We start from the raw sequence: 21,431 nt of genomic DNA on the forward strand, positions 1-21,431 counted from the left end.
TGGCCCTCTCTGGTATTTTTACCAGAGAGGGCTTTTTCTTTTCAGTCTGTGCGTTCGCTTCTCAGCGGGTTCTGCGTGATGGCTGGCGGGTGCTGCCCTTAATGCCGCGGCGCAAGGTCTGGCGTGGAGAGTGCATCCCGTATGGTCTTGGGTTTGCGCCCGAGAAGCGTTGCCAATGCCGGATCGGTCGCGGCGAAGTCACCCCGACGGGCGGCCAGGAACGTTCCTAAAAGCATGTCAGCATAGAGGGGGGGCATCCCGGCGGCGATCTTCGCCTCACGCCATGCTGCGTCAGTCACGGTGACATGGCGCACTGTCCGGCCTGTCACCTCTGATGCGATTTCGGCAATCTCGGCCATTGTAACGGCCTCTCCTGCAGTGAGAGGCGGCGTGATGCCATCCCACCCACCGTTTGAGGCGAGAATCGCGCTGTCAGCTTCGGCAAGATCGCTCCGTGCTGTCCAGCTGATCGGGCCGTCTTCAGGGGTTCTGAGCTCCCCGCTGCGCAGATCGTTGCCGATCATATGAAGGCAGCTTTCAGCGTAAAAGCCGTGGCGTAGCGATGTGTACGCAACCCCGCTGGCGGCCAGATCCGCCTCGGTGCCGGCGTGCTGATCTGCTGGCAGGAATGGTGAGCCCAGACGAGCGCCCATATGGCTGGTGTAGAGAATACGGCGCGCACCGGCGGCCCGCGCGGCCTCAATTGCTGTGCGATGAAGCCGCAAGGCTTCTTCTCCGAGCTTGTCCACCGAGACGATAAGAACCTGCCCGGCTCCCTGAAAGGCCGCTTTCAGGCTGTGCGCATCGGCAAAGTCACCAGTACGTATGGTGACACCAAGGGTGGCAAGGTCAGCGGCCTTTCCGGGGTCGCGAACGCAGGCGACAATTTCACGCGGTGTGACACCACGTCCTGCAAGGTGCGTCACAATGGCTCGGCCGAGTTGGCCATTGGCACCTGTCACAATGATCATAATCGCGTCCTTATCTCAGTGGAACGGTAACAGCGGTGTTATTGATAAGGTATCGCCGCAGTCCGCGCTATGACGGTCCACCATCCACCGTCAGCAAGGCACGTGACTGAGAAACCGGATCTTCTCCGGGAGTGCAGTTCAGGCTGCCGCCTCCTCCGCAAGCGCCTGAGACCAGAAAAACGTCAGCTCATGTTTGTTGTGCGCCAGATGGCGCAGGGTGCCGCCGGGAATAGCTTCAAAGGCGGCCACGGTCTCGTGGTCCGTCTCCCCCTGAAACTTGACTGTCAGCACCATATTTTTCGTGCGGCCGGACTCAACCCAGCGCCGGGCAAGGGCCAGAAGGCGGGAAGGGTAGGCAATGATATCTGAAAACACCCAGTCCACCTGCGGGAACGCGGTGGGTTCCAGCCCGAAGGCGCTGCCCTGCTGGAACTGGACATGCGGCATGGCGGCCACTGCCGGGTCCAGCGGTGCGCGGTCAATGGCGGTGACATCCGCACCGAGCTGGGCAATGGCCCATGTCCAGCCGCCGGGGGTGGCGCCCAGATCAAGGCAGGTTTCGCCCGGTTGGGGCCAGCGGCGCAGAAGGGTGCAGGCCTCCCAGAGTTTCAGATAGGCGCGGGAAGGCGGGCCTGTCCGGTTTTCCACGAATTTTGGCGCGCCGTTTATGAACGGGCTGCTCTTGCGGGCTGAAAACAGCAGGGTGTCGGGTGAGAGGAGGGTCCACGCCCCCAGCGGGCTGGTAGGTGCAGGAGTGGGGAAGGTGAGCAGCGTGGTCTTGATGGGGGGCAGGTGTTCTTCAATCAGGGCGGCGCGGCGGAAAAAATCCGCAGCGTACAAGGCCCAGTTGCGCTGGCGGGCGCGGAGAATGCCAGCCGCCTGTTTGATGGACGGGATGGAGACCTGTTCCGGCTCTTCCCACACATCCAGCGCCCAGGGAGAAAAAACGGAGGGCTGATGCGAGAGTGCGAGCTGGCCATGCCAGCGCGCCACGGTCACGCCGCGCCGGAGCAGATCCTGCTCCAGAACAGACTCCAGCCCTTCCGGGGCCAGCCATGCGCCGCAAAAGGTCTGGCTCATGCGCGCAGCCACCCGAAGGCAAGGCACAGCCATGAAAGGATGAGAAGGCTCCCGCCCGTGGGCGCAACATGGGCCGCGTGTGCGCCTGTGAACGCCGTGAAATACACGCCACCACAGAACAGAAGGGTGCCCAGCAGCAGCCCGCATCCGCCAAGGGCAAGGGCTTTTGCCGGGCGGCCCTGTGTTGTCAGACCCAGTGCCAGCAGTGCCAGTGCGTGCCACATCTGCATTTCCAGCGCGCTGTGTGCCATCGCCCGGCCTCCGGGGCCGAAATCAGCCTCCGGCAGATGCGCGATGAGCGCGCCAAGAATGGTGCCGGTACCGGCAAGCAGAGCGCCGCAAACGCGCCATGAACGGGGAAGGCTGGAAAATGAAAGCATGATGCGGCCTTCTATAGGCTGAACAAGGCGGAGCGGAAACAGAAACCTGCTATAAGCCCGACAAACTGGTGCAGAAGGCGAGAGAGGCATGACTATCCGTATTGATCGTGTTGTGACCCGTGGGGGAGATGCCGGGCAGACCTCTCTGGGGGATGGAACCCGCGTCAGTAAAAACAGCACCCGGATTGAGGCGATGGGCTGTCTGGATGAGCTGAATGCCGTGGTCGGGCTGCTGCGCAGCCATCTGCCGCCCGAGAGTGCCGAGGCCGGGCAACTGGCGCACCTCCAGAATCGGCTTTTTGATATGGGAGCGGATTTGTGCCAGCCGGAGCAGCCCGGAGAGGGGGATGCAGATGGGGCCGGAGCACCGGAAAGGCGGCACCGCGCAACGCGCCTTGGGGCGGAAGCTGTGCCGGAACTGGAAGGCTGGATTGAACAGATGCGCGCGGTTCAGGCCCCGTTGACCAGTTTTGTGCTGCCGGGCGGCACGCAAGCCGCCGCATGGGCGCATCTGGCCCGCACGCAGGCCCGTACCACGGAGCGGCGGGTGGTGGCGCTTGCACAGCACGAGGCCCTGAATCCGGAACTCCTGAAGATGCTTAACAGGCTTTCTGATTATTTCTTTGTGCTGGCACGGCATTTCAACCAGCACGGCAGGACGGATGTGCTGTGGACCCCCGCAGCCCGGCGCGGGCAGGTATAGGAGTCTTTTCGGTAAAAATAAATTATGTTTTTTAAGTAATAATATGGGAGGAGAGATGGTGGGGGTTTTTGAAGTCTTTTTAAAGAAGGCTTTATTTTATAAAGATTTTCAAAGAACTTTGCAGATGTCTTCTTGGGTGCGGAATTAACAATTCCCCTCATCCGGGCCATCCGGAGAGGGGAAGCGCCTGCCCGTGTTTGCAGAAATTGTTGGAAAACCGGGAAAGACGTGGTAAGGCAGGAGCACAACTTGTTTGTGGGCTTTTGAAGCGCGATCAGGTCTTTACCAACATATTCAATGGAACCTGTTGGGTTATCCCCCTCCTGCCGGAGTGCAGGAAAAACGATGTCCGGAGTGGTGACCAGAGGCTGTGCCGATTTAACGTCGCTCAAAGCCTTTTCACAGATAATCCGGTTTCAATGTTTTACAGAGTCAGGAAAGTATAAAGCAGAGTGACTTCCGAATTTATGAAGACACCATCATTTTTATCAGCCCCGACGGGCGACGAAAAACGCGATGAGGCTTTTGAAGAAGCCTCCCTGCGCAACGCACTGGAGCGGCTTGGGGCTTCCTCCCGTGCCAAGGGGCAGCCTGCCCCCCGCCCGGCAGCCGCCGGGGGAGATCAGGCTCAGGGCAAGCGCCGCCGGTTTGTAAAAGATGGTGATGTGCAGGTGGAGAAACACTCTCTTGCACGCACGACACCCCGTACGCTGGCCATGCCCCGCACGGTCGGCACATCCCGCTCAGTACATTTTTCTGAAGAAGAAAGCTCGGAAATGTCCCGCCTGCGTCGTCAGCTTGCGGATGAAAAACTGCGCTCTGAGGACGCCGAGCGCCAGATCACCGCGTTGCAGACATCCCTGCGCGGGTTTGAAACCCGGCAGGCGCATGCGGATCTTCTGGTGCGTGAGCTCAAGGGCAAGCTGGCCGAGCATCAGGAAGTCCTGACGGAAAGAGACCGCGCCCTGCGCAATACCCGGAACACGGTGGAAACGCTGCAGGAGGAAATTGAGGCCCTGCGGAAAAAGCTGGAGGCCCGCCCGCGTGGCCGCCCGCGCCTGAAACCCGCTGAGGCGGAAGAGGAAGACGTGCTGGTGATGGCTGAGGATGAGCCGCAGCCCGTCAAATGGTGGAAAGACTGAAACTCTGGTCTGTTTTGCAAAAGAACGCGGGCATGAAGAATAATTCTGTCACGCCCGCACTCGCTTTTCTGATTGCCGATGTCGCGCTCGGGGTGGCTTTTGTGCTGCTGCCTCCGGTTGTTCTGGGTTTTCTGGTGCTGTTGAAAGACGTGTTTGGCGTGCTGATCCTGCCCTTCAGTTTTCTGTTCGGGCTGGCGGGCTGGTCTTCCGATATGTCCTCGCTGGACAGCGTGATGGGCGGGCTGACCCCCAGCATGCTGCGCCACCCCATTCGCGCCGTTATAGCCGCGGCGTTTATCGCTCTTGGCGGCCTCTGCTCCGTTCTGGCATGCAGCAGCCCGCGCGCCGCGCATGTTGAACGGCTTGTGGCCCCTGTGTTCACGGTTGTGGCTATTCTGCTGATGGGTGTGGATGTTGGGCTGGTCTTGCTGCCCGCCCTGCTGCTCCAGCTTTCAGCGCTGCGTTATCCTGAACTGGATTTTTTCACGCGTAGAAAATAGCGGCCTGTTCCGTTCTGGCAGAGCAGTCGTGTGGAGGCAGGCCGCGTCCACGCAGTGTGGCGGACGCGGCTCTTTCCAGGGTTATGGAAAAATCTTGCCCGGATTCATCAAGTTTTTCGGGTCCAGCGCAGTTTTGATCTTGCGCATGCTGTCCAGTTCCGCACCGCCGCGCCATGAGGGCATCATGTAGGTTTTAAGCTGCCCGACCCCGTGTTCGGCGGAGAAGGAACCGTCCAGCCCGCGGACAATATTGGCCACGGTATCCATCATGGCATGGTCCTGCGCCAGAAAGGCTTTGGGGTCCATGCCCTCGGGCTGCACCAGATTGAAATGGATGTTGCCATCTCCAATATGTCCGAACGGAGCCACGCGCATGCCGGGGATCAAGGCCTCACACGCGGCTGTTGCGGTTTTGATGAAGTCCGGAATAGCAGAAAGCGGTACAGAGACATCATTTTTCACGGATGCCCCGGCGCGTTTCTGGGCTTCCGCATGTTCTTCACGAATCATCCAGAGCGCCTGACGCTGGCTTTCACTTTCCGCCAGCACGGCATCTGTCACCAGCCCCTCCTCGAGTGCCTGCCCCAGAACCTCTTCCATCAGGGTGCGCAGGCTTTCATCCGCGCGCGGGCTGCCCAGTTCCACCAGCGCATAGGCTGCGGCGGGTTCGGACAGGGGCAGGGCGGCCCCTTCAATCAGGGTGTTGACCAGCGCCATGCTGGTGCCGGACATATATTCAAAAGCCTGAATGGCCGCCGGGTTCTGCCTGCGGAAGGCGGCGAACAGTTTCAGAACATCATCCACGCTGGAGAGCGCGCACAGGGCTGTCTCACGGGAACGGGGGGCGGGCTGAAGCTGAAGAATGGCGGTGGTGATAATGCCAAGTGTGCCCTCCGAGCCAATCAGAAGCTGCCGCAGGGCGTATCCGGTGTTGTCCTTGCGCAGGCGGCGCATCAGGTTCAGCACCTGTCCGTCCGGCAGGACAGCTTCCAGCCCCAGGGCCAGTTCCCGTGCATTGCCATAACGCACGGTGTTGTTTCCGCCCGCGTTGGTGGCCAGAATGCCCCCAATTTCAGCAGACCCTTCAGAAGAAATGGAAAGGGGCAGCATCAGCCCTTCCGCCTTGGCTGCATCCTGTGCGGCCTTGAGCGTGACACCAGCCTCCAGTGTCATGGTCAGGTCTGCGTGGTCAATGCTGTGGATACGTGTCATGCGCACGGTGGAAATGACAATGGCCCTGCCGCTTTCATCCGGTGTAGCCCCACCCACCATGCTGGTGTTCCCTCCCTGCGGGACCATGGGAATGCCATACTCCGCGCACAGCGCGACAGCTTTTGCACACTCTTCCGTCGTGGCGGGGCGCAGAACGGCAGCGCAACGGCCGTGATAGAGCATGCGCCAGTCCGTGCAGAATGCCTCTGTGTCTCCGGCTTCGGTCAGCAGCCCGGATGGACCGAGAAGTGCCAGAAGCGCGTCATGAAGGGCAAGGGGAAGGAGCGTGTCAGGCATGGGCTGGACCTTGAGCAGGAACGTGAGTGAGGGTGGAGAAAATGTGTGATCAGGGTGCGGGGTTTGCTTAATAAAGATACCGCGCATTGTCTGTCACCGGATGAAAGGTGGCATAAAACAGATGGAAAAGCTGTGTTCCGGCTATCCCTGTCAGTAATCCGGCCACCACAGCTACGAAAATAATCATCAGCCGGGGGTAGTTGCTGTCCATCATTTTCATGGTCAGCATGCTGCGGGCCTCTTCATGGGCTGTTTGCGCAAGATAGAGCTGGGATCTCAGGCTTTCATTGTTCCCCCGAACAATCCGCAGATTGTGCTCCATGCGGTTCAGCGCTTCTCCCCGGTCATGAAGCTGAACACGCAGGGTATGGACGGTGTTTTCCAGCTCCCGGCTTTGTGCATCATCCCGTGCCATGCGGGCCGCGTTCAGCCTTTCGCTCTGCGGGGCCAGAGCCTGAAACAGGTTTTTCAGCGCACCGCCGGTCACACCATCACGCCGGGCGCGGGCCTTGATGGCTTCCAGCGCGGAGGAGGACTGGCCTTCCTGATCTTCCAGCGCCAGTGCGAGAATATCAGACAGGATCTTGATTTCTTTCGGGTCCATATCGCTCATGGCGCGTCTGGCTCCGTGGGTCTGGGGGCGGCGGCCCGGTTCAGGCGGTCCTGAATGGCCAGCCCGAGCCCCTGCGCAGGGATGGGCTGCACGGCAAGGCCGGTTAGGTCAAAAACCTGCTGCTGGCTGTCCAGAAACCGCAGCCCCGCGAACAGGCGCGCCGCCGCTTCCTCCAGATTTCCCTCTGAACTGAGATTCCACGTAACAGCCGCATCGGGCAGGGGGTGCGGGCCAAAAGCCAGAAGCCCTTCCTGCGGGCCGACAGAGGTGGCGTTCAGGCGCACGGGCAGGCTGGGGGCGTAGTGAGAAAGCATGCGGCCCGGAGAAAGGGGGGCGACATCGAACCCGGTTTCAGGCCGGGCAATGGGGCCGCACAGGGCTTCCAGCGCCTCCACCGGCACGCCACCGGGGCGGAGCAGGCAGGGGCGGCCCGGAGAACTCAGGTCCAGCACCGTGCTTTCCAGCCCCACCGCGCAGGGGCCGGTATCCAGCACGGCATCAATCCGGCCATCCAGTTCCTCCAGAACATGGCTTGCTTCTGAAGGGCTGATGCGGCCGGAGCGATTGGCTGAAGGAGCCGCAACAGGGCGGCCCACAGCATGCAGCAGGGCCAGAACGGCGTCTCCCTTGGGCACCCGCACGGCAAGAGAGGAGAGACCATCGGCCGCGAGGTCACTCACCGTGCTGCCGGGCGCGCGGGGGAGCACCAGTGTCAGGGGGCCAGGCCAGAAGCGCTCCGCCAGCGCGCGGGCCAGCGGGGTGGCCTGCACCTGCGTAAAAGCCTCTTCCGCGCTGGCAAAATGGCTGATCAGCGGGTTGAAGCGCGGGCGGTTCTTGGCTTCAAAAATACGCGCCACGGCGGTGGGGTTCGTGGCATCTCCCCCCAAGCCGTAAACGGTTTCCGTGCCGAACGCCACCAGCCCGCCATCCCGCAGAATACGGGCGGCGGTGGCAATGCCAGTAGGGGTGGCGGTCAGGCGTTCGGTCATAAGGGTCCTGTTCAACAATCCGGCAGGCACGGCGTTTGGGTAGAAAAACCGTGCCGTGCAACCGGAGCAGGGGGGATCATATCTGCCCGGTGCAGACGAATGGCGGGTTTTTCCAGCCCGGCTTGCCGTAGAGCAGCGGACTGCCATCCAGCAGTGTGACGTGGCCTCCCGCGGCTTCCACAATAGCCTGCGGGGCGGCTGTGTCCCACTCCATGGTTGGGCCAAGGCGCGGGTAGAAATCAACCACACCTTCCGCCACACGTGCAAATTTCACGGCGGACCCGATATTCCCCACGGAGGCCACGCGGCGTTCCCCCAGATAGGCGGCCAGACGCGGGTCATCCGCATAATGGCGGGAGGCCAGAACGCTCAGCCCCTCAGCCGGGGGGACGCGGGTGTGGATCAGGCTTGTGCCGTTTCTGTCCCGGCGCTGCGCGGGCAGGCCGACGCCGCCGGTGTAAAGCTGATGGTACGCAGGCAGCGCCATGGCGCCCAGCACGGCCCGGCCGTTGCGCACAAGGCCGATATTCACCGTAAAATCATCCCGCCCGGCGGCGAATTCCCGCGTGCCATCCAGCGGGTCCACCAGCCAGTAGGCTTCGGATACTGCTCCGGGTAGCCCGGACGCCACTTCTTCTTCCGCAATCACCGGAATATCCGGCACAGCGGTGCGCAGGCCCTTGAGGATGTGGGCTTCTGCCGCGTGGTCCGCTTCCGTAACGGGAGAAGAGTCCGTTTTGGTCAGCGTTTCAAAACCCCGCGCGCGAATGGTGCGGATAATTTCGGCGGCTTCATCCGCCAGTCTGGCTGCGAGGGCCAGCAGGTCAGCGTCGGTATGGGTGCTCATCAGACCATCATACGACAGGAACGCCAGCGCGTCATGCCCCGGATATGCGGGGAAGTCTTGCGTACCGGTTTTGTGTGTCGGTTTTTTGAACCTGCGCGGACTGCCCTATTGCCAAGGGGCGAGGCCGGACGTACCCAGTCTGTTACAAATATCAAGACGGACACGGAGGCCAGCCGCCATGCTTCAGATTTCATTCTCTTCTCAAACCCTGCCAGATGGCGGGGCGCTGGCTCTTTTACTGGCTGAAGGGCAGGACCGCCCGGCTATTTTTGAAGCCGCCGACAAGGCAACGGGCGGTGCCCTGAGCCGCGCGGTGGAAGCTGATGACTTCACCGGCAAGGAAGGCTCAACCTGCGTTGTGCTGGCACCCGGTGCCGGTTTTTCCCGTATTGTGCTGATTGGCGTGGGCAAGGCCGATGCCCTTGGTCCGAAAGAAGCGGAAGCGGCTGGCGGTGTTGCGGCCTCCGTTTTCGGTGCGCAGGAAACCGCAAGCGTTGCTCTGGGTAATGTACCGCAGGCTCTTGCCGCCTCTGTTGCGCAGGGTGCGGTGCTGGGGGCGTACCATTTCTCCCTGTATTACAGCACCCCGGATGCCGGCAAAAAGCACCGTCTGGCTGCCATGACTGTTCTGACGGAAGACCCGACCGCAGCCGCAGCCGCGTGGGCACCGCTCTCCGCCGTGGCGCGTGGCGTGATCCTGACGCGTGATCTGGTGACAGAACCCGCCAATGTGCTGAACCCCGAAGAATTCACCGCCCGTGTCACCACGCTGCGCAGCCTTGGGCTGGAAGTGGATGTGCTGGACCGTGCCGATATGGAGAAGCTGGGCTTTGGTGCCCTGCTGGGCGTGGCGCAGGGCAGCGCGAATGAACCGCGCACAGTCATCATGCGCTGGAACGGTGGCGCGAAGGATGACGCCCCGCTGGCCTTTATCGGCAAGGGTGTGACGTTTGACTCCGGCGGTATTTCCATCAAACCGGCTGCCGGAATGGAGGAAATGAAAGAGGATATGGCGGGTGCCGCCACCGTGACCGGCCTGATGGCAGCCCTTGCTGGCCGCAAGGCGAAGGTGAATGCAGTGGGTGTGATCGGGCTGGTGGAAAACATGGTTTCCGGCACGGCCCAGCGCCCGGGTGACGTTGTGCGCAGTGCGTCCGGCCAGACCATTGAAGTGCTGAATACGGATGCCGAAGGCCGTCTCGTGCTGGCTGATATTCTCTGGTATGCGCGGGACCGGTTCGCACCGAAACTGATGGTGGACCTCGCCACCCTGACAGGTGCGATCATCATCAGCCTTGGTCATGAATATGCGGGTCTGTTCTCCAATAATGATGCCCTCTCCGCCACCCTGACCGCGGCAGGGGAGGTAACGGGTGACAAGCTGTGGCGCATGCCGCTGGGCGCGGAGTATGACGCCATGCTGAAATCCGACATTGCGGACATGAAAAACATTGGCGGTCGCCCCGGCGGTTCCATCACGGCGGCGCAGTTCCTCAAGCGCTTTGTGGGGGAAACGCCGTGGGCGCATCTGGATATTGCAGGCACGGCCTGGTCCAAAACATCCCGCAATGGCCAGCCTAAAGGGGCCAGCGGCTTCGGTGTGCGTCTCCTGAACGAATTTGTTCGGAAAAATTACGAAACAGTCTGAGTTTTTTAGATCCTGCATGATGGAAAAAGGGCCTCTTGTGAGGCCCTTTTTTTGTGGGAGGCGTCACACTTGCCCGGCTTCGGCCATCCACTGCACCGCGTCCTCACCAGCGGGGATTCTGAGGGGCGCGTTTGGGTCGGTCGCGGTCCGCCAGACGGCCTCGGCGACGTCAACCGAATGGGTGACGGGTCCGTTTGCGTCGCGAAACCCTGCGATCATGCCTTCAATCATCGGTTTGTAATCGGCGTTGTCCAGCCCGCGGAGATGCGGCAAGGCGTTATTGCCAAAACTTGTTTCGGGCGAGCGGCCGGGCAGAACGATATGCACACGCACGCCGAAGGGAGCCACTTCAATCGCGAGGCTTTCGGTGAGTGCGTTCACGGCTGCCTTGCTGGCGCGATAAACGCCGATCAACGGCAGGGGCTTGAGTGTCGCACTTGATGTGACATTGATGATTGTGCCGCTGCGGCGCTCGCGGAAGCGGGGCAGGACGGCCTGGATCGTTGCCAGCGTGCCGAGGGTGTTGGTTTCGAACAACTGGCGCGCCGTCTCCGGCTCTGTCAGTTCGACCGGCACGGCGGCGCCGAACCCGGCATTGTTGACCAGCACATCAATCTCACCCGCCTGCGCAAACGCGCTCTGGACACTCTGCGGATCGGTAACGTCGAGCGGCAGAATGGTGAGCTGATCTGACACCGGCAGGATGTCAGGTGTGGGCTGCCGCATCGTGGCGATAACGCGCCAGCCTTTTTCAAGGAACAGTTTCGCGGTCTCGAGGCCGAAGCCTGAGGAACAGCCGGTAATGAAAATGGTGGGCATAGGCACGCTCCGGGTTGGTGAGTGAGCGTTCAGATATGGTCGCAAAACAGAAGATCATCTATGGTTGAACGTATCGAATTCATTGGCGATAGTCCTGTTATGCCTGTTGATCCCCTTGCTGAGATTGTGACCCTGCTCCAGCCATCGGCGAGTTATTCCAAACTGGTCGACTATGCCGGACGATGGCGCATCCACCGTAACATCGAGGGGAAACCAGTGTTTTTCGCGGTTCTGGAGGGGGAGTGCAGGGTCGTCTCCTCCGGTCGGCCGCCGATTATCGTGCGGAAGGGGGATTTTGTGCTCTCCCCCTCGACCAACGATCATATGATTGAAAGTCTCGACGCACCGCCTCCCGGAATGGCGATGATGCCGACAGAAATCAGCACGGGGCGTTTCCGGATCGGGCCGCCGGAGGAGCCGGTCAATCTCAGGATGCAGGTCGGGCTTTGCACGTTCGCTTCACCCGATGCAGCGTTGCTTGTCTCTCTCCTGCCCGCCATGATCGTGACCAGCGGGGAGCCACGCCTCGCGCTGCTGCTCCAGCTTGTGGGGGATGAGACGCGCCATTCCCGGCCGGGGCGGGAACTGGTTCTGGAGCGCCTGCTTGAGGTGCTGCTGATCGAGGCGCTGCGCAGCGGGGCCGATGTCATGTCCATGCCAAGTGTTGCGCGCGGGCTGGCGGATGAGCGTCTTGTTTCCGCGCTGCGGGCCATGCATGCGCGGCCCGCACGGCGCTGGACCGTTGAGGCACTGGCCTCGGAGGCTGCCATGTCACGTTCCGCGTTTTTCACGCGCTTCAAGCGTATCGTGGGGCAGCCGCCAATGGCGTATCTGCTGGCATGGCGCATGGCGCTTGCCAAGCGCCTGCTCCGCACACGTGAACTGGGGATTGAGCATATTGCAGCCCAGGTTGGCTATGGCTCCGCAAGCACGTTCAGCACGGCTTTCACGCACCATGTCGGCATGCCGCCCATGCGCTATGTTCGGGAGACCGGCTCAGTTCAGTCATAACAGCCACAGCCCTAACCCCAGCCAACCGCCCCCCTCAGCCTTCAGTCTCAGGGGGCCTGCCCGCCGGGTGGTGTTGAGCGGGCAGGCGGATAGTACTCCCTGTCCGGCTCAGATGGCCTGACCGCCCGAGACTTCGATCCGTTGGGCATTGATCCAGCGATTGTCCTCGGACAGCAGTGAGGCAATCATCGGACCGATATCATCCGGCAGGCCCGGGCGGCCGAGAGCGGTTGCTTCCGCGATGTGCCGCGCCATGTCCGGATTATCCCGCACCACGCCTCCCGAAAAATCCGTCTGGATGGCACCGGGAGCCACCGTATTGACGGCGATGCGGCGGGAGCCGAGTTCCTTGGCCATGTAGTGTGTCATGACTTCCACCGCGCCTTTCATGGAGGCATAGGCAATCCGGCCGGGATACGCGAAGCGGGTCAGGCCTGAAGAGATGTTTACAATCCGCCCACCGTCCGCAATCAGCGGCAGCAGGGTCTGGGTCAGGAACAGCGGGCCTTTGACGTGAACGCGATAGGCTGCGTCAAGATCCTCCTCCGTGACGTCCCCGAGCAGGCCACTGTGTGATGTTCCAGCCATATTGACCAGATAATCAAAGCGCTCGGCTCCCCATTCAGCCAGTGCATGTCGAATGGTTTCGGCAAAAGCCGGGAAGGCGCTGGTGTCACCGGTATCGAGTGGGAATGCGATGGCCCGGGCTCCGTGGCGTTCCACAGAGGCCACAACATCGTCCGCAGCGGCGCGGTTGGCGTGGTAGGTGAAAAGTGAGCTGACGCCGCGTCTGGCAAGCGCTTCAACAGTTGAGCGCCCGAGACCGCGGCTCCCGCCGGTGACGATGGCAATGGTTTTTACGACAGACATGGAATTCTCCGTTTGATGACGGCCCCATGTTGGCCACACCGGAGCACGTTCGATAAGATTATCCTTTCCGGCATCATTGTTTTGCGTCATGGAATAATCCTATGGACAGGCTGGCCACGCTCGATCTTTTCATTCGTATTGTTGACCGTGGCAGCTTCAGTGCGGCGGCGGCGGCCTGCGGGGTCTCACGGCCTGTTGCGACCGCTGCAATCAAGGCGCTCGAGAGCAGGCTGGGCACCCGGCTCCTGCAACGCTCCACCCGCCATGTTCAGCCAACGCTGGAGGGGGTGGCCTATTATCACCGGTGTGTCGAGATCCTTGCAGACCTTGAGGAAGCAGATCGTGGCGCAAGCGGTGCCGTGGCGGGCGTGCTGCGTGTTGACGTTGTGGGGTATCTGGCGCGCACGACAATACTGCCCGCATTGCCCGACTTTCTTGCGCAGCATCCGGCCCTGACAGTCCATCTTGGGGAGGGTGAACGGTTTGTTGATCTGGTGCGTGAGGGCGTGGATTGCGTCGTGCGCGCCGGGGCTCTGGCGGATAGTGACATGGTGGTGCGGCATCTGGGGGTGATGGAGGAAGTCACCGTTGCCAGCCCGGACTATCTGGCGCGGCATGGAACCCCCACGACACCCGACGCCCTTGAAGGCCACCAGATGATTGGCTTTGTGTCCTCACGCACCCATCACCCCCTCCCGCTGGAGTTCACGCGCGGGGATGAGGTGATCGAGGTTACGCTTCCGGCGCGCCTGCTGGTGAATGGGGCCGATACGAGCGCTGCCGCGGCCCGGCTCGGCCTTGGCCTTGTACAGGCCCCGCGCTACCGGTTTGCGGAGGATCTCGCGCGCGGCACTCTGGTTGAGGTTCTGGCCGACTTCCCGCCCACACCCACGCCGCTTTCGGTGCTGTATCCAAGCAACAGGCAGCTTTCTCCGCGCGTGCGTGTTTTTGTGGACTGGCTGGTGAAGACAATCGGGCCGGGGCTTCACCCCGGAGAATGAGGCTTATGGCCCCGTACATCCGCAAGGCCGGCGCACGCCAGATATGATCTGGTTATCAGGGGGAATTTGAGATAAGCGTTCCGCATGTCTTCACGCGCGCACAGTTTGACGTCCCTGCTGGCCTTCTGGCCTCTGGTGATCATGACCCTGATTGCGCGCCTGACTTTCGGAGGGCTTGTCTCTCCGGCGGTCCTGACTGACGATCCGCTTAAAACTCTCGCGAAACTCAGCATTCTTTGCGATGATCTGACTTCATCGTCTGATACGGGCACACAGCATCATCACGCCAGTAATCCGGAAGATGAGAGTTTTCTGCTCTCTGAAACACTGGATCTTCTGTTCCTCAGTGTTGCGTTCTGTCTTTTCGTGGGGCTGGTTCCCTCCGGCATTCATCAGCCATGGATGTTCACATCCATCCGTGGGCCACCAACGCCAAAGCGGACAGCACTCTGCCCGCAGGGACCGCCTGCCTGATCTGAATTGAAAAAGCCGCTCACATGCCTGTGCCTGTGAGCTTTTTGTGCTGCTTATTCAGGTCTGACACGATGTTTCATACTGCTCATGTCTCACGCCCGGTTTACGGGGTGACAATGCTTGTTGCCGTTCTTTCTGCCACTCCGGCCCCTGCGGCTACAAGGGGCGTTGCGACCACGCCCCTGCGGAGGCATCCCGTTCTCTCTGTCTCCAAAATCCGTAAATCCTCCGCCAGAACCGAACAGATTCTTGTGACGGGGGCAAACCGCGCATCAGCTCTTGCGCACCCGGCAGGGCAGACAACCTATCGCTCAGACAGGCAAGACTTCGGAAACCAGATCGGCCAGAGCGCTGCGGATATGGTGGTGACCATCCCCGGTGTGAGTTTCACGCAGGGGAACGGCCCACGGGATACCAATATTTCCATTCGCGGGTCGGGGGACCGTCAGTCATGGGGGCTTAAAAACATTCAGGTGCTGGAGGATGGTTTTCCCATGACCCAGCCTGATGGAACGGCCCGGGCGGACCTGATTGACCCCCATGCCTATCAGGGGGTGGATGTGTTTGAGGGACCAGCGTCCACTCTCTACGGCAATTACGCCATGAATGGCGCGCTCAATTTCCGCACCCGAAAAGGGGCGGATATCCACGGTCTGGAAGTCGGGTCCGATTTTGGCAGCTTCGGGATGTTCAACACCTACGCAACCCTGGGCTTTGGCAACAGACAGTATGATCTGATGCTCTTCGGGAGCGATGTGCGTGGAAACGGCTTCATTGCCAACAGCCGGTATAATACCTCCACAGAAAATGTGCGGCTTCGTGTCACTCTGACGCCCTCCGACCGCCTTGTCCTGAAATTCGTGAACAATGTTACGGACACTTTTCTGCCGGTGCGGCTTTCCCTCAATCAGTATTATGCCAATCCCTATCAGCAGGGGTGTTCTGATGCCACCACTGCGGCAGCCGGGTGTGCTTCCGTCAATCTGCTGGTCAATGGGCGGTATGGCGCAAAGGAAGCCATGAGTGCTGAAGCCGCCGGTCTGGGGCGGTTTGACCGCCGCACACTTGTCGGCCTGCGGTGGGAGCATGATGTCAATAGCCGGACAACGTGGCGGAACCAGTTCACGTATGATCAGCGGCATGTCGATCAGCCAACATCCCCCACCGCGTTTGTCGGCCCCTATAATTCCTATAACGTGAGCAGCGATGTGACCAATCATACACGGCTCGCGGGCAGGGCGTTGGAGACGTTTGCTGGCGTCAGCTTTGATTATCTCGATTTTGGGTATCAGACCTACAATATCATGCCGCGCGGAGGGGCTACGCGTGGTGCCATGAGTTCGGAAAGTTACGGGCATCAGTGGAATCTTGGTGCCCGTTTTCAGGAAGACTGGCATTTTGCCCCTGACTGGCACATCGTGCTGGGGCTTGGCGGCACATATTCCGATATTGGCGCGACGCAAACGCTTTACAGCTATGCCGCCACGGCAAATACCCAACGCGGCATCACGGCCAATCGGTTCTATTTCAATCTCGCTCCAGAGGGCGCGCTGATTTACACGCCGTCACGAGACTGGACACTCCATACCCGCGTTGGCACGGCCTATGGAACGCCATCGTCTTCCAATCTTTTTATTACGCCACAAGGGCAGTACGGGAACAACACACTCCTGAAAAGCCAGACAAGTGTGGGGATTGATCTGGGCGCGGAGTGGCACCCATCCTCCACGATTAATGTTCAGGCAACAGGGTTTTACGAATTTTATAAAAACGAACTTGTCAGCCAGTCCGCCGGTGTCAACACGGTGGGGGCCTATACCTTCAATGCGCCTGCCTCCGAGCATCGTGGCGTTGTTCTGGGTATGGAATGGAAAGTGCTGCCAAAACGTCTTCCCGGTGGCCGGATCAAGCTCAGCTATACTTATGATAATCAGGTTTATACCCGATATACCGAGGTTCTTTCCAACACGACACTCGCCCGCGATTTCAGCCGTAAAGGCCGCTATATTCCCGGCGTTATTCCCAATTTCCTTAATGCACGCTTTCTCTATGACCAGCCGGATGGCCCACTGGAAGGGCTTGGCGGGTATGCGGAAGTCACGTGGCGGGAGTCTTATTGGCTGGATAACGCCAATCGCCTGAAAGCCCCCGGGTATGCTCTGCTGAATCTGGATGTGCATTATGACCCGCCAGCCCGGTTCGGCTGGGCGCATCGGCTGCACTGGTATTTTGAAGTGCAGAATGTAGCGAACCAGACCTATATCGCCAGTGCCGCCAATCTTACCGATACGCTGCGCCCCAACGGGCAGCAGGCGGGTGCCGCCACCCTCATGAACAGCACAGGCTCCATCTACGCCGGTTCGCCCCGTGCGTATTTCGGCGGTGTGCGCGTTAAATTCTGAGGATACTCTCATGACCCTACGCACCTCAGCATTCTGGCCGGATTATCGTACACTCTGGCGGTGGCATTTTTTCGCCGGGCTCTTCTGCCTGCCTTTTGTGGCCTTTCTTTCTCTCACCGGAGCGGTTTATCTCTTTAAACCGCAGAGTGAGGCATGGATTGACTGGCACTATGACCATCTGCCCACAGTCCTTTCGTCCTCTCCCGAGCGCGATGTTCAGGCGGCTTTGTCCGCCGTGCCGCACAGTTCCTTTTTGGCGTATGAACTTCCGCGCACGCCGCGCAGTGCAGCGCGTGTTCTTGTCAGCAGGCCAGATGGAGAAGCCGTACGCGTATATGTTGACAAAAACACACATGATGTTCTGAAAACTGTTTTGGAAGAAAAGAGGTTTGAGCGCCTGATCTTTCGTCTGCATGGCCAGTTGCTGCTGGGCAATTTTGGTTCTGTTATTATGGAAATGGTTGCATCCTGGACCATTGTCCTGATTGTGACAGGCCTTTTGCTGTGGTGGCCACGGGGCCAGCGTGGGTTGGCAGGTGTTGTTTACCCGCGTCTTACAGCAGAGGGGCGCCTCCTCTGGCGGGACCTGCATGCTGTAACTGGTGTCTGGACATCCCTGTTTCTTGTGCTGTTTCTGGTGTCTGGTCTGCCGTGGTCCTTTGTCTGGGGGCATGCCTTGCAATCGGTTGAAAACACGGTCGGCCGCCTGACGTCCGTCAAGGAGTGGGAGATTGGCGCGGTTCCTGCCGCCACAATCATCGCTGGGCACCCGATAACGCCATCAGAGGGGAGGCACTCAAAAGGCGCTCTGGATATGCCCGGCATGGACATGCCGGATGCCCCTGCGGTTCTTCCTGAAGCGCATCTTCTGAGGGGGCTGGACACTGTTGCGCAGACAGCGGCCACTCTTTCTCTGCCTGCTCCGGTGTTCATCACGCGCTCCGGGTCTGTCTGGACTGTGCGTTCGGATACACAAAACCGCCCTTTGCGGGAAAGTGTTACAGTCACATCCGACGGGCATGTAGTGATGCGGAGCGCGTTCGCCGGGAAAAGTCTGGCGGACCGGATTGTGGCTTATGGCGTGGCAGCGCATGAGGGCCAGCTTTTCGGGTGGCTGAATCAGCTCATCAATCTTCTGGTGGCCTGTGGCCTGTTTCTGATGAGTTGTGCCGCGACAGTGCTGTGGCTCAAACGCAAACCCGCCGGAGCTCTGGGAGCTCCGCCAGCGCTCCATTCGCAGACGCATGGGGGTGCGGGTATCGCCTTTCTCCTTGTTCTGGCTGTATGTTTGCCCGAACTCGGTGCGTCACTGCTTATTCTGGCTTTGGCAAGCCTGATGTTTCGCAAAGTGCGCCAAACCTGATAGCGGGTGGTGGCCCCACGCAAAGAGGGGCTTCTGTTCTGAATGACCGCGTGCCGACTGCCGTTGTAGGGGGAAATCTGCAACGACAGTCAGCGATGTTCAGAAATCAGGATTTCTTTCCAGCGGCGGCAGAGGCTTTTTTGGCAGATTGGGGAACCTGTGCGGGAATCCGGCCCGCCTTGATGGCGTCGCAGAAGGTTTCCCAGTCGGTTTTTGTCTGGTCCGCATAGGCAGTGGAGAAGCTGGCAATGGCGTCCGCAAAGGTGCGGCCTGTGCCCAGATAACCCGCCAGCGTGGCAACATCGCCCGAGCGGGCGTGGGCGCGGGCCAGCGTGCGGCCGCAGAGGAGCGCGTAGTCCGGCAGGCCGATCTGTGCGAACTCGGCCCCGATGGCGGCCAGACGCTGGTCCTTCAGGCGGCGGACGTAAAACTGGCGCTGGCCGGCGGAAAGGCTCCCGGCCTCACCCTCTCCGGTGTCTGTGCTGGTGCTGTGGGTCCAGCCCAGAAAAGCGTCAGATGCTGTCTGCATGATGCGTTGCCCCACCACCACACGTTCCCCCTGATTGTGGAAAGGCGAGGGGTCAAGATGCGGAGCCAGAACGGATGTCTGGGCCTCCTTGATCTGGAGCAGAAGAACCTCATTATCCGGTGTGGAAAATAGGCCAATGGCGCAGAACGTGCCCACACTGCCCACGCCCACAACCTTGAAGATCACGTCCTGCAATGTGTAGTGGGAAAGCAGGATGGCCCGTTCCGACGGCTGTGTGGCGATGTAGCGGGCGAAGGCGGCACGGATGGCGTCATCCTGCTCGGGCAGGCGCATCACCAGTGGGGGCTTTTCTGTCAGCCGTGGGGTGCCGCAGTCTTCCGCCACAAGGCCGAAATGGCTGCGCGCGCTTGCCAGCCGGGCTTCCAGCAGGCTCTGCACCTTCTTGCGGGCCTGCTTGTCCTGAAAACCTGCGATGGCGGCTGCAAGGTCAATCCGTTCAGCCCAGATAGCCAGAGGGTTCAGCGGAGCCAGATGCGCCATTTCCTGCGTGTAGCTCTGCGCCATGCTGCGTGCCAGAGCGCGGGCCTCTTTTTCGGCAAGCCCGGCTTCGCGCCCGGCCAGCACCAGAGAGGTGCCCAGACGTTTGACATCCCATTCAAACGGGGCGGAGAGCGTTTCATCAAAATCATTGATATCAAAAACAGGGATGCCTTCCGGTGAGGCATAGCTGCCGAAGTTGGCCAGATGGCAGTCCCCACAGCTCTGCACCTTTGGTCCTGCCGTAATGGTGCTCGCCAGATCCGCCGCCATGACGGCCGCGGCACCCCGCAGAAAGGCAAAGGGAGAGGCCGCCATGCGGGCATACCGCACGGGCAGCAGCGCGCTGATCCGGTGCGCGCCCTGCGCCACCAGAATGGAAACAGGGTCCGCCCTGTTTCTGGGCGGCTGCCATTCCGCCTGCCGTGTGCGGGGGGCAAGCTTGCGGAGCGTAACGCCCTTGGCATGGCGAAGGGCGCGGGGGGTAGCGGCCTGAGCCGGAGATGCTGCTGTCATAGTGCATTTCTAGGCACAGGCGGAGGGCCGTGCCAACACTGCAATGCCGGAACGGGCCAGCTATGCGTGTTCATCATTTCTGAAGCGGTTCCGGTGGCTCCGTCAGGTGACTGTATAGGTGACCAGCACAAGGTAGATCACCAGCAGAACGTTGGTCAGCAGAAAAACAGGCGTTAACCGGGCCCAACTCCGTGTTGCTACCGCCATGACCGTATAGGCGAAGCACCCGGCACAAATCCCGATCATGAGATTGGCAGTTGTGACCGTGAGCAGCACAATCATCCCGGCGGAAATGCTCTGGAACGGGTCGGAAATATCCAGCTCGCTCAGTCCTTCCATCATCAGAATGCCGACCATGACAAGGGCCGCCGTGGTGGCCTGCGGCGGAATGCAGGCAATGAGAGGCCAGAAAAACGCGCTCAGACCAAACAGGAGTGCAACAGTCAGGGTTGTCAGGCCCGAGCGCCCGCCTGCCTCCACCCCGGTTGCGGATTCAACATAGGCCGCCACGGTCGGGCTACCAAGGCATGCCCCAACAATGGAGGCCAGCCCGTCCGCCAGAAAAGCACGCTTTGAATTTAAAAAATTACCCTGCGCGTCCATCATGCCCGCACGCCGGGTAACGGCCATCATGGTCGCGGTTGCCGAGAAAAAATCGGACAGGAAAAAGTAGAGTGTCAGGGGGAGAACCAGAAAGAAGTTGTGAAAAAACTCGCTGGTATCAAAAGCAAAAAAATACGCTTTGGGGATATGGGGTAGCGCCGCCACCTGTGATGGCAGAACGGTCATGATGTGGCCCGGACTGGTCTGGATAAACAGCCCTGCCACAGTAACCGCCAGAATGGACAGCAGCATAGCCCCGCGCACGCGGGCCGCAACCAGCCCTGCAATCAGAAGGAGCGAGAGAAAAACCACCAGAACCGCGGGAGAGCGCAGATCAGCAAAAGCAACGCCACCACCGGCATCTGTTACAATCAGCCCGCCGCTCCGCAGGCCCAGATAGGCAATAAACAGACCAATGCCCGCCTGTAGCCCAATGCGGATGGGAACGGGAAAGCCCTGCACAATGCTCTGCCGCACAGTGCTGAGCGACAGGCAGGTAAACAAAATTCCTCCCACCAGCACCATGGTCAGCGCGGTCCCATAGGAGAGGCCCATTTTGACCACCACAACCTGTGCAAAAACCGCGTTGGACCCCATGCCCGGCGCAAGAGCAATCGGCAGGCGGGAGAGGAACGCCATAAGCAGGGAGCCGCACATGGCGGCCAAGACGGTGACGGTAATCATATCGACCCTGTCCGCCCCTGTGGCTGACAGAATGGCCGGATTGACGGCAATAATATACCCCATGGCGCCAAAGGTCGTCAGTCCGGCCAGAACCTCTGTTCCCACGCTGGACTGACGGTCCGCCCCATTGAACCCCAGGAGCTTTTGCAAAGATAAGACGCCTCTCATGATAAACAGCAATCCAGTTTCTGTGGCGGAATAAATCTATCGCCCAAATGCCCCCGATGCCAGCCATCTTTACCAAACACGACGATGGGCCTGACCGGTCTGAGCATTGAC

General features: G+C 60.4%; 20 protein-coding genes. 9 read left to right on the forward strand and 11 right to left on the reverse strand.

Going from position 1 to position 21,431, the window contains the following annotated elements:
- Positions 1 to 98: 98 nt before the first annotated feature.
- The 3 genes from GOB82_RS00595 to GOB82_RS00605 form a co-directional block, all read right to left on the reverse strand.
- On the reverse strand, positions 99 to 971 hold the full coding sequence (locus GOB82_RS00595) for an NmrA family NAD(P)-binding protein (RefSeq protein ID WP_166118377.1): 873 nt from the start codon (positions 969 to 971) through the stop codon (positions 99 to 101).
- A gap of 138 nt (positions 972 to 1,109) precedes the next feature.
- Positions 1,110 to 2,051, reverse strand: a complete 942-nt coding sequence (locus GOB82_RS00600; protein WP_166118380.1) for an SAM-dependent methyltransferase — start codon at positions 2,049 to 2,051, stop codon at positions 1,110 to 1,112.
- Positions 2,048 to 2,431, reverse strand: coding sequence for a DUF423 domain-containing protein (locus tag GOB82_RS00605; RefSeq protein WP_166118383.1), 384 nt, complete (start codon positions 2,429 to 2,431; stop codon positions 2,048 to 2,050). Before GOB82_RS00605 ends, GOB82_RS00600 begins: the two co-directional genes overlap by 4 nt.
- A gap of 88 nt (positions 2,432 to 2,519) precedes the next feature.
- On the opposite strand from GOB82_RS00605, the gene GOB82_RS00610 reads away from it, so the two are divergent.
- From GOB82_RS00610 to GOB82_RS00620, 3 genes are all read left to right on the forward strand, one after another.
- The gene (locus GOB82_RS00610) at positions 2,520 to 3,134 is read left to right on the forward strand and encodes a cob(I)yrinic acid a,c-diamide adenosyltransferase (RefSeq protein ID WP_166118386.1); all 615 of its coding nucleotides are present in this window, start codon (positions 2,520 to 2,522) and stop codon (positions 3,132 to 3,134) included.
- Between the two features lie 452 nt (positions 3,135 to 3,586).
- On the forward strand, positions 3,587 to 4,276 hold the full coding sequence (locus GOB82_RS00615) for a hypothetical protein (RefSeq protein WP_265793710.1): 690 nt from the start codon (positions 3,587 to 3,589) through the stop codon (positions 4,274 to 4,276).
- 32 nt (positions 4,277 to 4,308) lie between these two features.
- Positions 4,309 to 4,776 carry a hypothetical protein gene (locus GOB82_RS00620; RefSeq protein WP_166118389.1) on the forward strand — a complete coding sequence of 156 codons (468 nt, stop codon included), beginning with the start codon at positions 4,309 to 4,311 and terminating at the stop codon, positions 4,774 to 4,776.
- 81 nt (positions 4,777 to 4,857) lie between these two features.
- Here GOB82_RS00620 and GOB82_RS00625 read toward each other — a convergent pair whose 3' ends face one another.
- The 4 genes from GOB82_RS00625 to GOB82_RS00640 form a co-directional block, all read right to left on the reverse strand.
- Positions 4,858 to 6,285, reverse strand: coding sequence for an FAD-binding oxidoreductase (locus GOB82_RS00625; RefSeq protein WP_166118392.1), 1,428 nt, complete (start codon positions 6,283 to 6,285; stop codon positions 4,858 to 4,860).
- A gap of 67 nt (positions 6,286 to 6,352) precedes the next feature.
- Entirely contained in the window at positions 6,353 to 6,898 is a 546-nt protein-coding gene (locus GOB82_RS00630; protein WP_166118395.1) for a hypothetical protein, read from the reverse strand.
- Entirely contained in the window at positions 6,895 to 7,887 is a 993-nt protein-coding gene (locus tag GOB82_RS00635; RefSeq protein WP_166118398.1) for an L-threonylcarbamoyladenylate synthase, read from the reverse strand. Before GOB82_RS00635 ends, GOB82_RS00630 begins: the two co-directional genes overlap by 4 nt.
- Positions 7,888 to 7,963: 76 nt before the next feature.
- Entirely contained in the window at positions 7,964 to 8,734 is a 771-nt protein-coding gene (locus GOB82_RS00640) for a 3'(2'),5'-bisphosphate nucleotidase CysQ family protein (protein ID WP_166118400.1), read from the reverse strand.
- A 178-nt stretch (positions 8,735 to 8,912) separates the two neighbouring features.
- Here GOB82_RS00640 and GOB82_RS00645 point away from each other — a divergent pair, with 178 nt between their 5' ends.
- Positions 8,913 to 10,382: a leucyl aminopeptidase gene (locus GOB82_RS00645; RefSeq protein ID WP_166118402.1), complete on the forward strand. Its 1,470-nt coding sequence runs from the start codon at positions 8,913 to 8,915 to the stop codon at positions 10,380 to 10,382.
- A gap of 63 nt (positions 10,383 to 10,445) precedes the next feature.
- On the opposite strand, the gene GOB82_RS00650 is transcribed toward GOB82_RS00645, so the two are convergent.
- Complete coding sequence (locus GOB82_RS00650) at positions 10,446 to 11,201, reverse strand: SDR family oxidoreductase (RefSeq protein WP_166118404.1); 756 nt, start codon at positions 11,199 to 11,201, stop codon at positions 10,446 to 10,448.
- Between the two features lie 60 nt (positions 11,202 to 11,261).
- On the opposite strand from GOB82_RS00650, the gene GOB82_RS00655 reads away from it, so the two are divergent.
- Positions 11,262 to 12,212, forward strand: coding sequence for an AraC family transcriptional regulator (locus GOB82_RS00655; RefSeq protein ID WP_242007124.1), 951 nt, complete (start codon positions 11,262 to 11,264; stop codon positions 12,210 to 12,212).
- A gap of 108 nt (positions 12,213 to 12,320) precedes the next feature.
- On the opposite strand, the gene GOB82_RS00660 is transcribed toward GOB82_RS00655, so the two are convergent.
- Positions 12,321 to 13,082: an SDR family NAD(P)-dependent oxidoreductase gene (locus tag GOB82_RS00660; protein ID WP_166118406.1), complete on the reverse strand. Its 762-nt coding sequence runs from the start codon at positions 13,080 to 13,082 to the stop codon at positions 12,321 to 12,323.
- A 101-nt stretch (positions 13,083 to 13,183) separates the two neighbouring features.
- On the opposite strand from GOB82_RS00660, the gene GOB82_RS00665 reads away from it, so the two are divergent.
- The 4 genes from GOB82_RS00665 (at position 13,184) to GOB82_RS00680 (ending at position 18,322) form a co-directional block, all read left to right on the forward strand.
- Positions 13,184 to 14,083: a LysR family transcriptional regulator gene (locus tag GOB82_RS00665; RefSeq protein WP_166118408.1), complete on the forward strand. Its 900-nt coding sequence runs from the start codon at positions 13,184 to 13,186 to the stop codon at positions 14,081 to 14,083.
- 84 nt (positions 14,084 to 14,167) lie between these two features.
- A complete protein-coding gene (locus GOB82_RS00670; RefSeq protein WP_166118410.1) occupies positions 14,168 to 14,557 on the forward strand; it encodes a hypothetical protein in 390 nt (129 codons plus the stop codon).
- Between the two features lie 71 nt (positions 14,558 to 14,628).
- On the forward strand, positions 14,629 to 16,959 hold the full coding sequence (locus GOB82_RS00675; RefSeq protein WP_377791978.1) for a TonB-dependent receptor family protein: 2,331 nt from the start codon (positions 14,629 to 14,631) through the stop codon (positions 16,957 to 16,959).
- A gap of 10 nt (positions 16,960 to 16,969) precedes the next feature.
- Positions 16,970 to 18,322: a PepSY-associated TM helix domain-containing protein gene (locus GOB82_RS00680; RefSeq protein WP_166118415.1), complete on the forward strand. Its 1,353-nt coding sequence runs from the start codon at positions 16,970 to 16,972 to the stop codon at positions 18,320 to 18,322.
- A 106-nt stretch (positions 18,323 to 18,428) separates the two neighbouring features.
- On the opposite strand, the gene GOB82_RS00685 is transcribed toward GOB82_RS00680, so the two are convergent.
- Positions 18,429 to 19,865 carry a DUF2252 domain-containing protein gene (locus GOB82_RS00685; protein WP_166118417.1) on the reverse strand — a complete coding sequence of 479 codons (1,437 nt, stop codon included), beginning with the start codon at positions 19,863 to 19,865 and terminating at the stop codon, positions 18,429 to 18,431.
- A gap of 102 nt (positions 19,866 to 19,967) precedes the next feature.
- Positions 19,968 to 21,302, reverse strand: coding sequence for an NCS2 family permease (locus GOB82_RS00690; protein ID WP_242007125.1), 1,335 nt, complete (start codon positions 21,300 to 21,302; stop codon positions 19,968 to 19,970).
- Between the last annotated feature and the right edge of the window lie 129 nt (positions 21,303 to 21,431).

Origin of the sequence: Acetobacter farinalis (assembly GCF_011516935.1) — a bacterium.
GTDB lineage: Bacteria > Pseudomonadota > Alphaproteobacteria > Acetobacterales > Acetobacteraceae > Acetobacter > Acetobacter farinalis.